12 protein-coding genes are annotated in these 14142 nt (G+C 72.2%); 9 read left to right on the top strand and 3 right to left on the bottom strand.

The features are described from left to right. Positions 1–41 precede the first annotated feature (41 nt). The gene (locus ACFUEL_RS20785; protein WP_376049902.1) at positions 42–1436 is read right to left on the bottom strand and encodes an aspartate aminotransferase family protein; all 1395 of its coding nucleotides are present in this window, start codon (positions 1434–1436) and stop codon (positions 42–44) included. Beyond that, positions 1433–1906: an Lrp/AsnC family transcriptional regulator gene (locus tag ACFUEL_RS20780; protein WP_014138339.1), complete on the bottom strand. Its 474-nt coding sequence runs from the start codon at positions 1904–1906 to the stop codon at positions 1433–1435. The genes ACFUEL_RS20785 and ACFUEL_RS20780 overlap by 4 nt, the downstream gene beginning before the upstream one ends. Positions 1907–2172: 266 nt before the next feature. Here ACFUEL_RS20780 and ACFUEL_RS20775 point away from each other — a divergent pair, with 266 nt between their 5' ends. From ACFUEL_RS20775 to ACFUEL_RS20755, 5 genes are all read left to right on the top strand, one after another. Next, complete coding sequence (locus ACFUEL_RS20775; RefSeq protein ID WP_380237890.1) at positions 2173–3618, top strand: gamma-aminobutyraldehyde dehydrogenase; 1446 nt, start codon at positions 2173–2175, stop codon at positions 3616–3618. 252 nt (positions 3619–3870) lie between these two features. Continuing rightward, entirely contained in the window at positions 3871–5229 is a 1359-nt protein-coding gene (locus ACFUEL_RS20770; RefSeq protein ID WP_380237889.1) for an aspartate aminotransferase family protein, read from the top strand. Positions 5230–5358: 129 nt separating this feature from the next. After that, positions 5359–5670, top strand: coding sequence for a WXG100 family type VII secretion target (locus ACFUEL_RS20765; RefSeq protein ID WP_380237887.1), 312 nt, complete (start codon positions 5359–5361; stop codon positions 5668–5670). Beyond that, complete coding sequence (locus ACFUEL_RS20760) at positions 5670–6698, top strand: WXG100 family type VII secretion target (protein ID WP_380237886.1); 1029 nt, start codon at positions 5670–5672, stop codon at positions 6696–6698. The genes ACFUEL_RS20765 and ACFUEL_RS20760 overlap by 1 nt, the downstream gene beginning before the upstream one ends. Further along, on the top strand, positions 6695–7354 hold the full coding sequence (locus ACFUEL_RS20755) for a hypothetical protein (RefSeq protein WP_380237885.1): 660 nt from the start codon (positions 6695–6697) through the stop codon (positions 7352–7354). The genes ACFUEL_RS20760 and ACFUEL_RS20755 overlap by 4 nt, the downstream gene beginning before the upstream one ends. Positions 7355–7411: 57 nt before the next feature. Here the strand turns inward: ACFUEL_RS20755 and ACFUEL_RS20750 are convergent, their stop codons facing one another. Continuing rightward, the gene (locus tag ACFUEL_RS20750; protein WP_380237884.1) at positions 7412–9058 is read right to left on the bottom strand and encodes a PucR family transcriptional regulator; all 1647 of its coding nucleotides are present in this window, start codon (positions 9056–9058) and stop codon (positions 7412–7414) included. Between the two features lie 185 nt (positions 9059–9243). On the opposite strand from ACFUEL_RS20750, the gene ACFUEL_RS20745 reads away from it, so the two are divergent. The 4 genes from ACFUEL_RS20745 to ACFUEL_RS20730 all read left to right on the top strand — a co-directional run bounded on the left by ACFUEL_RS20745 (position 9244) and on the right by ACFUEL_RS20730 (position 13928). Beyond that, on the top strand, positions 9244–10758 hold the full coding sequence (locus ACFUEL_RS20745; RefSeq protein ID WP_380237883.1) for a gamma-aminobutyraldehyde dehydrogenase: 1515 nt from the start codon (positions 9244–9246) through the stop codon (positions 10756–10758). 156 nt (positions 10759–10914) lie between these two features. Beyond that, positions 10915–11367 carry a hypothetical protein gene (locus tag ACFUEL_RS20740; protein WP_380237882.1) on the top strand — a complete coding sequence of 151 codons (453 nt, stop codon included), beginning with the start codon at positions 10915–10917 and terminating at the stop codon, positions 11365–11367. A 28-nt stretch (positions 11368–11395) separates the two neighbouring features. Beyond that, the gene (locus ACFUEL_RS20735; RefSeq protein ID WP_380237880.1) at positions 11396–12295 is read left to right on the top strand and encodes a hypothetical protein; all 900 of its coding nucleotides are present in this window, start codon (positions 11396–11398) and stop codon (positions 12293–12295) included. A gap of 106 nt (positions 12296–12401) precedes the next feature. Beyond that, entirely contained in the window at positions 12402–13928 is a 1527-nt protein-coding gene (locus ACFUEL_RS20730) for a CoA-acylating methylmalonate-semialdehyde dehydrogenase (RefSeq protein WP_380237879.1), read from the top strand. The last annotated feature ends 214 nt before the right edge of the window (positions 13929–14142 follow it).

Raw genomic sequence — 14142 nt, 5'->3', positions numbered from 1 at the left:
GGTGCCGGGGCCGCCCTTCGGCGGAGGGTGGGGAAGGAGGATCAGATCTTCTGCCACGCGTCGGAGAGGCTGGTCCGCAGGATCTGCTCGATCTCGTCGAAGGTCGACTGGTCGGAGATCAGCGGCGGGGCCAGCTGGACGACCGGGTCGCCGCGGTCGTCGGCGCGGCAGTACAGGCCGTTGTCGAACAGCGCCTTGGACAGGAAGCCGTACAGGACGCGCTCGACCTCGTCGTCGTTGAACGACTCCTTGGTGACCTTGTCCTTGACGAGCTCGATGCCGTAGAAGTACCCGTTGCCGCGGACGTCGCCGACGATCGGCAGGTCGCGCAGCTTGTTCAGGGTGGCCAGGAACTTCGACTCGTTGTCGAGGACGTGCTGGTTCAGGCCCTCGCGCTCGAAGATGTCGAGGTTGGCCAGCGCCACCGCGGAGGAGACCGGGTGGCCGCCGAAGGTGTAGCCGTGCAGGAAGGTGTTGTCGCCCTTGTAGAACGGCTCGGCGATGCGGTCCGAGATGATCGTGGCGCCGATCGGGGAGTAGCCCGAGGTCATGCCCTTGGCGCAGGTGATCATGTCCGGCACGTAGCCGAACTTGTCGGCGCCGAACATGGTGCCGAGGCGGCCGAAGGCGCAGATGACCTCGTCCGAGACCAGCAGCACGTCGTGGCGGTCGCAGATCTCGCGCAGGCGCTGGAAGTACCCGGGCGGCGGCGGGAAGCAGCCGCCGGCGTTCTGCACCGGCTCGACGAAGACGGCGGCGACGGTGTCGGCGCCCTCGAAGAGGATGGCCTGCTCGATCTCGTCGGCGGCCCAGCGGCCGTACGCCTCCGGGTCGACGGTGCCGTCGGGGCCGGCCAGGAAGGCCGGGGCGCGGTAGATGTTGGTGTTCGGGGCCTTGTGGGTGCCCGGCACCAGCGGCTCGAACGGGGCCTTCAGGCCCGGCAGGCCGGTGATGGACAGCGCGCCCTGCGGGGTGCCGTGGTAGGCGACGGCCCGGGAGATGACCTTGTACTTGGTCGGCTTGCCGGTCAGCTTGAAGTACTGCTTGGCCAGCTTCCAGGCGGTCTCGACGGCCTCGCCGCCGCCGGTGGAGAAGAACACCTTGTTCAGGTCGCCCGGGGCGTAGTTCGCCAGGCGCTCGGCCAGCTCGACGGCCTTCGGGTGGGCGTAGCTCCACACCGGGAAGAAGGCGAGCTCCTTGGCCTGCTTGGCGGCGGCCTCGGCGAGCTCCTCGCGGCCGTGGCCCGCCTGCACCACGAACAGGCCGGCCAGGCCGTCGAGGTACTTGCGGCCCTTGTCGTCCCAGACGTAGGTGCCCTCGCCCCTGACGATCGTCGGCACGGGGGAGTTCTCGTACGACGACATGCGGGTGAAGTGCATCCACAGGTGGTCGTAGGCGGTCTTGGAAAGGTCCTTCTGGGCCGGGTCGGCTGTCATCGGGTGCCCCAGGTGTAGGTCTGTTTCCGGAGCTTCAGGTAAACGAAGCTCTCGGTGCTCCGCACGCCGGGAAGCGAGCGGATGCGCTTGTTGATCAGTTCGAGGAGGTGCTCGTCGTCTTCGCACACCAGTTCGGCGAGGAGGTCGAACGAACCCGCGGTGCACACCACGTAGTCGACCTCGTCGAAGGCGGCCAGCGCGTCGGCGACCGGTTCGATGTCGCCCTCCACGCGGATGCCCACCATCGCCTGGCGGGTGAACCCGACGGTGAGGGGGTCGGTCACGGCGACGATCTGCATCACGCCCTGGTCGAGCAGCTTCTGGACGCGCTGCCGGACAGCCGCCTCGGACAGGCCCACGGCCTTGCCGATGGCGGCGTACGGACGGCGTCCGTCCTCCTGGAGCTGCTCGATGATCGCCTTGGAGGCGGCGTCGAGGGGAACGCTGGCGTTCCGGTCACGGTTGGCCACGCCGCCACTGTGCCTGACGGGCGGCGGAATCGCAAGCGGCCTTGCTGCTGATTTCGTCGCCGATCCGAAGATCAGGCGCGGAAAGCGTGGCCTTCGATGCGAGCCCCTGTCGATAACGGAAGTCGAGTGGGTACCCTGGCTACGTACACGCGCGAGCCTGCACACCGCCGATCGTGGCTTGTCGCTGACATGCCGTGGCCGCCCGGACCCGGGGGTAACCTGACGCCCGGGGCTGCAACGACGCAGGCCCAGACCGAGGAGAGACCGTGAGCGAGCTTCGTACGCTGCGCAACTACATCAACGGCGAGTTCGTCGACGCGGCGGACGGCCGCACCCTCGACGTCGTCGACCCGACCACGGGCGAGGTCTACGCGACCTCCCCGCTCTCCGGTGCGGCCGACGTGGACGCCGCGATGGCCGCCGCCGCCGCCGCGTTCCCCCTCTGGCGGGACTCCACCCCCTCGACCCGGCAGAAGCTGCTGCTCAAGGTCGCCGACGCGGTCGAGGCCCGGGCCGACGAGATCGTCGACGCCGAGGTCCGCAACACCGGCAAGCCGCGCGCGCTGACCCTCTCCGAGGAGATCGGCCCGATGGTCGACCAGCTGCGCTTCTTCGCCGGCGCCGCCCGCCTGCTGGAGGGCAAGGCCGCGGGCGAGTACATGGACGGGCTGACCTCGATCGTCCGCCGCGAGCCGGTCGGCGTCTGCGCCCAGGTCGCTCCCTGGAACTACCCGATGATGATGGCGGTCTGGAAGTTCGCCCCGGCGATCGCCGCCGGCAACGCCGTGGTGCTCAAGCCCTCCGACACCACCCCCGCCTCCACCGTGCTGCTCGCCGAGATCATCGGCGGCGTACTGAAGGACATGGAGCTGCCGGCCGGCATCTTCAACGTGATCTGCGGCGACCGCGAGACCGGCCGCCTGATGGTCGAGCACCGCACCCCCGCGATGGCCTCCATCACCGGCTCGGTCCGGGCCGGCATGCAGGTCGCCGAGTCCGCCGCGAAGGACGTCAAGCGGGTCCACCTGGAGCTCGGCGGCAAGGCCCCGGTCGTGGTCTTCGAGGATGCCGACATCGCCGAGGCCGTCGAGGGCATCGCCATGGCCGGCTACTTCAACGCCGGCCAGGACTGCACCGCCGCCACCCGCGTCCTGGTGCACGAGACGATCCACGACGCCTTCGTCGAGGCCCTCGCCAAGGCCGCCGCCGACACCAGGACCGGCGGCGTGGACGAGGAGGACGTGCTCTACGGCCCGCTCAACAACGCCAACCAGCTCAAGCAGGTGGCCGGCTTCATCGAGCGCCTCCCCGCGCACGCCAAGGTCGAGGCCGGCGGCCACCGGGTCGGCGACAAGGGCTACTTCTGGGCGGCGACCGTGGTCTCCGGCCTGAAGCAGGACGACGAGATCATCCAGAACGAGGTCTTCGGCCCGGTCATCACCGTGCAGAAGTTCACCGACGAGGACCAGGCCGTCGAGTACGCCAACGGCGTCGAGTACGCGCTCGCCTCCTCGGTGTGGACCAAGGACCACGCCCGCGCGATGCGGATGTCCCGCCGCCTGGACTTCGGCTGCGTGTGGATCAACACCCACATCCCGCTGGTCGCCGAGATGCCGCACGGCGGCTTCAAGAAGTCCGGCTACGGCAAGGACCTGTCGTCGTACGGGTTCGAGGACTACACCCGGATCAAGCACGTCATGACCGCGATCTAGCGGGTCATGACGGTCGGGCGCAGTATGACCGCGATCTAGCGGGTCGTGACCGTCGGGCGGAGTATGACCGCGATCTGGCGGGTCGTGACCGTCGGGCGCAGTACGACCGCGATCTGAGGGGCGCAGGACGGTTCGCCGGGGGCGCGGGAGACCTCCCGTGCCCTCGGCGTTTGTCACACTGTCAGGGCGATCCGCGACGCGCGTGACACGATGGAGCTGCCCGGGGCGGGGAGGGCTCCCTACGCTGGGGGCATGAGCACTCCCACCGCTGACTCGGTCGCCGGGCAGGCCGTCAAGGCCGCCGACCGCGCGCACGTCTTCCACTCGTGGTCCGCCCAGGCGCTGATCGACCCCCTCGCGGTGGCCGGTGCCGAGGGCTCCTACTTCTGGGACTACGACGGCAACCGCTACCTGGACTTCTCCTCGCAGCTGGTGAACACCAACATCGGGCACCAGCACCCGAAGGTGGTCGCCGCGATCCAGGCGAAGGCCGCGCAGCTGTGCACCATCGCCCCGGGCTTCGCCGAGGAGTCGCGCAGCGAGGCCGCCCGGCTGATCGCCGAGCGCACCCCCGGCGACCTGGACAAGATCTTCTTCACCAACGGCGGCGCCGAGGCGAACGAGAACGCGATCCGGATGGCCCGGCTGCACACCGGCCGGCACAAGGTGCTCTCCACCTACCGCTCGTACCACGGCGCCACCGCCAACGCGATCGCGCTGACCGGCGACCCGCGCCGCTGGGCGAACGAGGCGGGCGTGTCGGGCATCGTGCACTTCTGGGGCCCGTACCCGTACCGCTCGAACTTCCACGCCGAGAACGAGGCCCAGGAGTGCGAGCGCGCGCTCGCGCACCTGGAGCAGACCCTCGCGTTCGAGGGTCCGGGCACCGTTGCGGCGATCATCCTGGAGACCGTGGTCGGCACCGCGGGCGTCCTGGTGCCGCCGGCCGGGTACCTGGCGGGCGTGCGGGAGATCTGCGACCGGTACGGGATCGTGTTCATCCTGGACGAGGTGATGGCCGGGTTCGGCCGCACCGGCGCGTGGTTCGCCGCCGACCACTGGGGGATCACCCCGGACCTGTTGACCTTCGCCAAGGGCGTCAACTCCGGCTACCTGCCGCTGGGCGGCGTGGCGATCTCCGGGGCGATCGCGGAGACCTTCGCGCAGAAGGCGTTCCCGGGCGGCCTGACCTACTCGGGCCACCCGCTGGCCTGCGCCTCCGCGGTGGCGACGATCAACACGATGGCCGAGGAGGGCATCGTGGAGAACGCGAAGCTGATCGGCGAGAGCGTGCTCGGCCCCGGCCTGCGCGAGCTGGCCGAGCGCCACCCCTCGATCGGCGAGGTGCGCGGCCTGGGCGTGTTCTGGGCGCTGGACCTGGTGAAGGACCGGGAGACCCGCGAGCCGCTGGTGCCGTACAACGCGGCCGGTGCCGACAACGCGCCGATGGCGCAGCTCGCGGCGGCCTGCAAGCAGCGCGGCCTGTGGCCGTTCACCAACATGAACCGCTTCCACGTGGTGCCGCCGTGCAACATCAGCGCGGAGGAGGCCAAGGCGGGCCTCGCGGTGCTGGACGAGGTGCTCACCCTCACCGACGCCCACACCGTCTGACCCCGGGTCAGTGCGGCGGGCCCCGGACCTCCGTCGTCCGGGGCCCGCGGCGTTCCCGGGGACGCCTAGCGCCCGTGGCCAAGATCTGTACGATGATCGGCTGAATCTTGGTGCGAATTTGGGGATGCCATGGGGGAACAGGGCTTTCACGTCCAACCGGAACAACTGGAGCAGTACGGCCGGCTGATCCACGAGCAGATCGCCCGGGTCGAGGCGGTGCGCTCCCGGCTCGCGGGCTTCCCACTGGCGCCGGAGGACTTCGGCAAGCTGCCCGGCTCCGGCGAACTGCACGCGGAGTACCTGGAGCACGCGCAGGCCGAGGAGCAGAACTTCGCCGACCTGGCCGCGCTGCTCGACGGCGCGGGCGAGGCGCTGCAGGGGGTCGCCGCGAACTACCGGGACGCCGACGGCGAACTCGCCGACGGATTCGAGGCACGCTGATGCGCAACCCCGTGACCATGGACTTCGGGCAGGCCGGCGACGCCTACAAGTGGACCCGCGACCGGGTCGACGCGGTCACCGCGCCGCTGCCCGACCTGAGCAACCCGGTCAGCGAGGGGCTGGACGCGGGCCTCGACCACATCGTCAAGGCGGCCCTCGACGCCACCGGCCTGATGGGCATGCTGGAGAAGGTCACCGGCAACCTGCCGGCGCTCACCGCCGCCGCCCGGGAGTGGCAGGAGCAGGCGCGGGAGATGCGCGCCGTCGCCGCCGACCTGCGGGCCGGCGCCGCGCCGCTCGCCGAGGACTGGCACGGCGACGCCTCCGCCTCCTTCGCCGCGTACATGGGAGAGGTGGTCGAGGGCATCGACGCCACCGCCGCCGACATGGAGCAGGTCGCGCAGATCATCGGCCAGGCCGCGGCCGAGTGCCGGCTCGCCGAGGAACTGGTGATCGGCATCATCCGGGAGGCGATCGAGACCCTGATCGTCAGCCTGGCCGTCATGGTGGTCATCGACATCGTCACGGTCGGCCTGGCCACCATCGTGGAGGCCCTGGTCGCCGAGGCCGAGATCGCGGTTTTCATCGCCCGGGTCGAGAAGGTCTCGGTCGACCTTGCCAAGGCGCTGCGGACGCTGCAGAAGGCCGTCCGGGAGCTGCGCACCGTCGAGCGCAACCGCAAGGGCCTGCAGAAGGCGACGGAAGCGGCCAAGGCCGTCCGCAAGTTCGGCAAGAGCCCGCTGAAGGCGGGCTGGGGCGTGCTCAAGAACGCCGACGACCTGCCGATGGCGGAACGGCTGGTGCGGGCGGGCGTGCAGATCGGCGTCAAGGAGGTGTTCTCCCCCGTCAAGGGCGGCACCAAGGCGGTGATCGGCGCGGGCCTCGGCGCGGGCGACTTCACCGGCCTGATCGGCGACGCCCTCGACGAGGACCGCAACGTCGACACCGTCACCGGCGCCCTCGACGGCCCCGAGCACCAGCAGCCCTACCGCGTCCCGCGGACCCGCATCCAGGAGGCTTTCGGATGAGCCACCCCCCGTACCCGTACGGCACCCCGCCGCAGCACGGCGCCCCGTACGGCAGCGTCCAGTACGGCGGCGAGCACCTGGCGGAGGTCGCCCACCTGGTGGCGCCCGGCGAACAGGTGCGCGGCGTCGTCGACGTCGACCTGTGCGACCTGATCCGCCGGCCCCCGCGCCGCTACCGCAAGGAGCGCTTCGGGCGGACCGCCGACGCCGGGATCGGCTGCCTGTCCCTGGTGTTCGACTTCGGCGAGTTCGTCTCCGACCTGGTCGAGGACTGCACCTGGGGCCTGATCCGCAGCCTCCGCCGGCTCTTCCGCGGCCGCGGCCTCACCCGCGGCTGGGAGAGCCAGGCCGGACAGTTCGCCCGCGCGGTGCGCGCCGCCGACAACGACCACGACAACGACGACGCGCTGCTGGTCTTCACCGACCGGCGGATCCTGCTCGCCGGCAGCGGCAGCAACGCCCCCGGCCGCACCCTCGCCGACCGCCGCGGCACGCGGACGCTCGGCGAACTGCCCTACGCCCACCTGGTCCGCGTCGAACCCCGGCACACCTGGATCTCCTCCCGCGTCGACCTGCACTTCGCGGACGGCTCGCTGGCCGCGCTGGAGGTCTACCCGAAGGAACTCGCCGCGCTGGTCGCCCTCGGCCCGCGCTGACCCGCCCGCCCGGACGCGCCGCTGATCCGCCCGCCCGGACGCGTCGCTGGCCCGGGGTCAGCGGCGCACCGCGTCCAGCGCCAGCAGCGCCACGTGCAGCGACAGGCAGGACTCCACCTGGTCCAGGTCCACGCCCAGGATCCGCTCCACCTTGTGCAGCCGGTCGTAGAACGACGGACGCGACAGGTGCGCGGCGTCCGCCGCCGCCGACTTGTTGCGGCCCTGCTCCAGGTAGATCCGCAGCATCTGCACCAACTGCCCGCCGTGCTCCGCGTCGTACGCCAGCAGCGGCCCCAACTCCCGCTCCACGTACGTCTGCAGGCGCTCGTCGTCGCGCAGCAGGTGCAGCAGGCCGCGCAGCCGGACGTCCGGCAGCCGGTAGTACGCCGCCCGGCCGCCCGGCGCGTCGTGCAGCGCCGCGTCCGCGACCTGGGTGGCCTCCAGCAGGGTGCGCCGGGCGTCCCGCACCGAACCCACCGAGGAACCCACCGCTATCACCGGCCCCTCCGCCGAACCGTCCCGGCCCGCCTCCGCCGACAGCCGGCGCAGCGCCGCCGCGAACGACTCCAGCGAGGCGTGCTCGTCCTGCTGCGAACCGAGCGCCACCAGCAGGCCCACCCCCTCGTCGTCCAGCGCGCCCACCAGCGCCGACAGCCGGGCGTTCCGGATCGCGGTCGCCGCCAGCTCGGTGAAGTCCCGCAGCCGGGCCTGCGCCTCCAGCGCCGCCGGCAGCGGACCCTGCCGCTGCCGCAGCACCACGCCCACCAGCCGGCGGCCCTCCAGCGGCACGCCCAGCGCCTGCGCCCGCAGCGACACCTCCGAGACGGTCAGCGCGTGCGTCAGGATCCCCGACAGCAGGGTGCGGTGGGTCTGCCGCTCCAGCGACTCCCGGTCGCGCACCACCAGCCGGTTCAGCGCCAGCGTCGCCGCGCCGCGCTCCAGCAGCATCGCGTGCGGGTGCGGCACGTCCGGCGGCAGCACCACCGGCTCGTCCACCAGCACCAGCCGCCCCCAGTCCTGGCCGCGCGCGCCCACCGTGGTCACCAGCCAGCCCGAACGCGGGTCGTGACCGGTGCGGCCCGGCGGGTGCACACCGCGCGAACGGTGCTCCCAGTCCTCCAGCAGCTCCTGCTCGCCGCGCCCCGCCGGGTCGTGCGCCAGCACCTGGTGCGCCAGGTTCTCCAGCACCACCGGCGCGCCCGCCATCCGGGCCACCTGCCGCACCACCTCGGCCGGCTCCGCGCCCTCCGTCGCCAGCTCGTTGAACACCTGGTGCACCGCCTCCGACACCCGCAACTGCTCCAGCTGCGCGTTCACCACCAGCGCGTGCACCGCCTCGGTCACCGCGACGAACTTCAGCTCCCGGCGCAGCACCACCAGCGGCAGGTCGTGCCGCTCCGCCGCCGCCACCAGCGCCCGCGGCAGCGAGTCGAAGTACCGCCGGCCGAACTCGATCACCAGCCCCGCCACCCCGACCCCGGCCAGCTCCCGCACGTACCGGGCCAGCCCGTCCCGGTCCTCCGGCAGCGCGATGCCGGTCGACAGCACCAGCTCGCCGCCGCGCAGCACCCCCGCCACGTCCGGCAGCTCGCTCACGTGCACCCAGCGCACCGGGCGCTCCAGCGCGCCCGCCCCGGCCACCACCTGGGGCAGGCCGCGCCGCATCACGTCCAGGTCGAGCACGCGGGCGACGGTGGGGAGCATCGCGGATACCTCCAGGGGGTTCTCAGGGTGTCAGGTCAATCATGCTCGACGGCGACGCCCTGTCGCCCGAACGCAGCCTTGCAGCGTGTAAGGCCCTTCGGCCGGGCCGTTGCTGAGTGACGCTTGCCCCGGGCACCCGAACCGAGGCATCGTCGGCCGGGTCGAGTAGGCAATGGAGGCAACTCATGGACCTGACCAGCTTCAACGACGGCGCGCAGCACATCGCGGGCCGCCCCACCCGGGGCTCCGGCGGCGAACCCTTCGCCGTGGTCAACCCCGCGAACGGCGCCACCGTCCAGCAGGTCGAGCTCGCCACCACCGCCGACGTCGACACCGCCGTCGCCGCCGCCCGCGCCGCCCTCCCCGAGTGGTCCGGTGCCACCCCCGGCGCCCGCTCCGAGGCCCTGAACCGGCTCGCCGGCGTCCTCGCCGAGCACGCCGAGGAGTTCGCCCGGGTCGAGACCGCGCAGACCGGCAAGCCGATCAAGCTCTCCACCGAGTTCGACGTCCCCGGCACCGTCGACAACACCGCGTTCTTCGCCGGCGCCGCCCGCAACCTGGAGGGCAGGGCCGCCGGCGAGTACAGCGGCGACCACACCTCGTACGTGCGCCGCGAGGCCGTCGGCGTGATCGGCAGCATCGCGCCCTGGAACTACCCGCTGCAGATGGCCGCCTGGAAGATCCTCCCGGCCATCGCCGCGGGCAACACCATCGTCCTCAAGCCCGCCGAGATCACCCCGCTGACCTCGCTGATGTTCGCCCGCGCCTGCACCGCCGCCGGCATTCCCGACGGCGTCGTCAACGTCGTCACCGGCGCCGGACGCACCGCCGGCGAACACCTCGTCGGCCACCCCGACGTCGCCATGGTCTCCTTCACCGGCTCCACCGCCGTCGGCAAGCGGGTCGCCGAGATCGCCACCGCCACCGTCAAGCGCACCCACCTCGAACTCGGCGGCAAGGCCCCCTTCGTGGTCTTCGACGACGCCGACCTCGACGCCGCCGTGCACGGCGCCGTCGCCGCCTCCCTGATCAACAGCGGCCAGGACTGCACCGCCGCCACCCGCGCCTACGTCCAGCGCCCGCTCTACGACGCCTTCGTGGCCGGCGTCGCCGAACTGTACGAGGACATCCGGCTCGGCGACCCGCTGAACCCGCACACCGACATGGGCCCGCTGGTCTCCTTCACCCACCGCGACCGCGTCGCCGGCTTCGTCGAGCGCGCCCGCTCCTACGCCACCGTCGTCACCGGCGGCGCCGCCACCGGCAAGGGCCACGACGGCACCGACCTCGCGCTCGGCGCCTACCACCGCCCCACCCTGATCACCGGCGCCGCCCAGGACAGCGAGGCCGTCCAGGGCGAGATCTTCGGCCCGGTGCTCGTCGTACTGCCCTTCGACAGCGACGAGGAGGGCCTGCGCCTCGCCAACGACACCCCCTACGGCCTGGCCGCCTCCGCCTGGACCCGCGACATCCACCGCTCGCTGCGCGCCACCCGCGAGATCGCGGCCGGCTGCGTCTGGGTGAACGACCACATCCCGATCATCAGCGAGATGCCGCACGGCGGGTACAAGGCGTCCGGCTACGGCAAGGACATGTCGCAGTACTCGCTCGACGAGTACACCCAGGTCAAGCACGTCATGTTCGACACCACCGCCGTCGCCCGCAAGGACTGGCACCGCACGATCTTCGGCGACCGCTGACCGCAGTCCGCCCGCAGTCCGCCCGCGGCCCGTCCGCCACCCTCCCGCGGCACGTCCGCGATCCCGTGTAAGAGAACCCCGGTACCCCGCTCTCCCGGGTGACGACAGCAGGCACCCGCCCGCCGCCCGCCACCCGGGAGAGACGAGGAACCGCACGTGAGCACCACCCGCCACCCCAGCGCCCTGCACTGGCTGGCCGCCGCCGCCCCGGACCCGGACGCCTGCCGCACCGCCTGGGAGCGCACCCGCTTCGGCCTCGCCCTGCTCCCCGCCGGCCGCCGCTGGGACGTCCTGCACGCCCCCGGCCCGCTCGGCCGCCCCGCCGCCGCCCTGCTCGACCGGATCGGCGGCGGCCCCGTCCTGGAGGACCCCGAGGGCGACACCGTCGGCTTCCTCGTCCCCGTCGGCACCGCCGAACGCTGGACCGGCACCGGCATCCGCGCCTCCGGCGACGGCACCTGGATCGCCGTCCCGCACCCCACCCGCCCCACCCGCGGCCCGCACTGGCTGATCCCCCCGCACCCCAGCGGACGGCTCGTCGACCCCCGCGCCCTCGAACTCGCCCTGCACGACGCCGCCGCGCACCTGCGCAGGCCGCAGCAGGGCTGAAGCGGAACGGACGGGACAGACTGTCGCCATGGACGACACCAGCACCGCCGCTGCCGCAGCCGCAGTCGATGCCGCTGCCGCTGTCGACGTGGGCAGCTTCGCCGAGCCGACCGCCGGACGCGCCGACGACTGTGCCGACGGCCGCGACCGGGCCGCGCTGCTCGCCGACGCCCAGCCGTACTGCCTGCGACACGCCCTCGCCCTGGCCGGCCCCGACGCGCTGCGCCTGCACGGACTGGCCGCCGCCGTCCGCGGCGGCGACCTGCTGCTGGTCACCGCCGAAGGCCCCCCGCTCGCCGACCTCGCCGCCGGACTCGCCGAAACCCTGCGCGCCGCCGGACACCGCGTCCAGGAACCGCCCGGCAGCCCCCGACGGCACCACCTCGCCGTCACCCCCGGCGAACCGCCCCTCGACGGCGCCGCGGACCCGCCGCCCCTCGGCGTCGAACTGCGCCGCGAACCGCTGCGCCACCCGCCGGCCCTCCCGCCCGGCGCCACCGTCCCCGTCGCCGCGCTGGACGACACCGCCGCGCTCGCCGTCCTCACCCTCTGCGAGCGCGCCCTGCCCGCCGACCTGCGCCGCCTGCACGCCCTCACCGCACACCGGTGCGAAGGCGAACTCCTCGCCCTGGCAGGCGCGTTCGACGAGGACTTCACCGCCCGCGCGCTCGCCGACCGGCTGGAGGACGCCGCCGTCCTGCTGCCGGCCGAGACCGACACCGCCGGCACCCGGCAGTGGGCCGAGACCTGGGCCCAGGACCTGCGCCTCGACCTGCTGGAGACCACCGAACTCGCCGACGGCCTGCACGACCCCTATCTGGACCGCGCCGAATCCGAGTCCGGGGCCGGGACTGGGTCCGGGGTTGGGGCCGAGCCCGAGTCCGGGGCCGAGCCTGCCGGTCCCGTGGAACCTGCCGACGACCTGTAAGGGTGAATCGCGCTTCTCCGTCAGGGTGATCGTTGAGCGGGCCCGTCCTCCCGCGCAGACTGGAGAACGAGCGCGGGACATCCGTGGACATCGGAGGCAGAGACCCTTGAGCAGCAAGCACATCACCCACTGGATCGGCGGCCAGTACGTCGCTACCGCCGGAACCGCGCCCCGCCGCGGCGACATCCACGACCCGGCCACCGGCCAGGTCACCGGCCAGGTCGACTTCGCCGAGATCGCCGAGGTCGACCAGGCGGTCGCCGCCGCTGCCCAGGCGTTCAGCACCTGGCGCCACACCTCGATCGCCAAGCGCACCCAGGTGCTGTTCAACTTCCGCGAGCTGTTCAACGCCCGCAAGGACGAGCTGGCCTCGATCATCGTCTCCGAGCACGGCAAGGTGCACTCCGACGCCCTCGGCGAGCTCGCCCGCGGCCAGGAGGTCGTCGAGTACGCCTGCGGCATCCCGCAGCTGATCAAGGGCGGCTTCACCGAGCAGGCGTCCACCGGCGTCGACGTCTACTCGATCCGCCAGCCGCTCGGCCCGGTCGCCATCATCTCGCCCTTCAACTTCCCGGCCATGGTGCCGATGTGGTTCTTCCCGATCGCGATCGCGGCCGGCAACACGGTCATCCTCAAGCCGTCCGAGAAGGACCCGTCCGCCGCCAACTTCATCGCCGAGCTGTGGAAGGAGGCCGGCCTCCCCGACGGCGTCTTCAACGTCGTCCACGGCGACAAGGTCTCCGTCGACCGCCTGCTGGAGCACCCCGACGTCAAGTCGGTCTCCTTCGTCGGCTCCACCCCCATCGCCCGCTACGTGTACGAGACCGGCACCCGCTACGGCAAGCGCGTGCAGGCCCTCGGCGGCGCCAAGAACCACATGCTGGTGCTCCCCGACGCCGACCTCGATCTGGCCGCCGACGCCGCCATCAACGCCGGCTTCGGCGCGGCCGGCGAGCGCTGCATGGCCGTCTCCGTCCTGGTCGCCGTCGACCCGATCGGCGACGAGCTGGTCGCCAAGATCAAGGAGCGGATGGCCACCCTCAAGGTCGGCCCCGGCTGCAACGGCGACTCCGAGATGGGCCCGCTGGTCACCGGCCAGCACCGCGACAAGGTCACCTCCTACGTGGAGTCCGGCGTCGCCGACGGTGCCGAACTCGCCGTCGACGGCCGCAAGCACGCCATCGCCGCCGAGGACGCCAGCGGCGCCCCCACCACCGACGGCTTCTGGCTCGGCCCCACCCTCTTCGACCACGTCAAGCCGGGCATGTCCGTCTACAACGACGAGATCTTCGGCCCGATCCTGTCGGTCGTCCGGGTCCCCTCCTACGACGAGGGCCTGGAACTCATCAACGCCAACCCCTACGGCAACGGCACCGCCATCTTCACCAACGACGGCGGCGCGGCCCGGCGCTTCCAGAACGAGGTGGAGGTCGGCATGGTCGGCATCAACGTGCCGATCCCCGTCCCCGTCGCCTACTACTCCTTCGGCGGCTGGAAGGCTTCGCTGTTCGGCGACAGCCACGCCTACGGCGCCGACGGCGTCCAGTTCTTCACCCGCGGCAAGGCCGTCACCCAGCGCTGGCTCGACCCCTCGCACGGCGGCATCAACCTGGGCTTCCCCACCAACAACTGAGCAGCCCACCGCGCCCCGGCGTGACGGAAGGCCGACCCCCACCCGGGGCCGGCCTTCCGGCGTCTCGGACCGGGGCCGAGGCCGTTGTTTGCACCTGGCGCGGATCCGGCGTAGTGTTCACTGGTCGCTCGGCAGGGAGCACCGGACACGCATCTGTGTGGACGGTCCCGGGGCGGCCAATCCCCTGAGAAACCAGTTCGATGATCCGTGACGG

The sequence above is a fragment of the Kitasatospora sp. NPDC057198 genome (genome assembly GCF_042670125.1).
Taxonomy (GTDB): Bacteria; Actinomycetota; Actinomycetes; order Streptomycetales; family Streptomycetaceae; genus Kitasatospora.
Note: the sequence above shows the minus strand (reverse complement) of the source record. Positions and strands in the feature narration are given on the sequence as shown.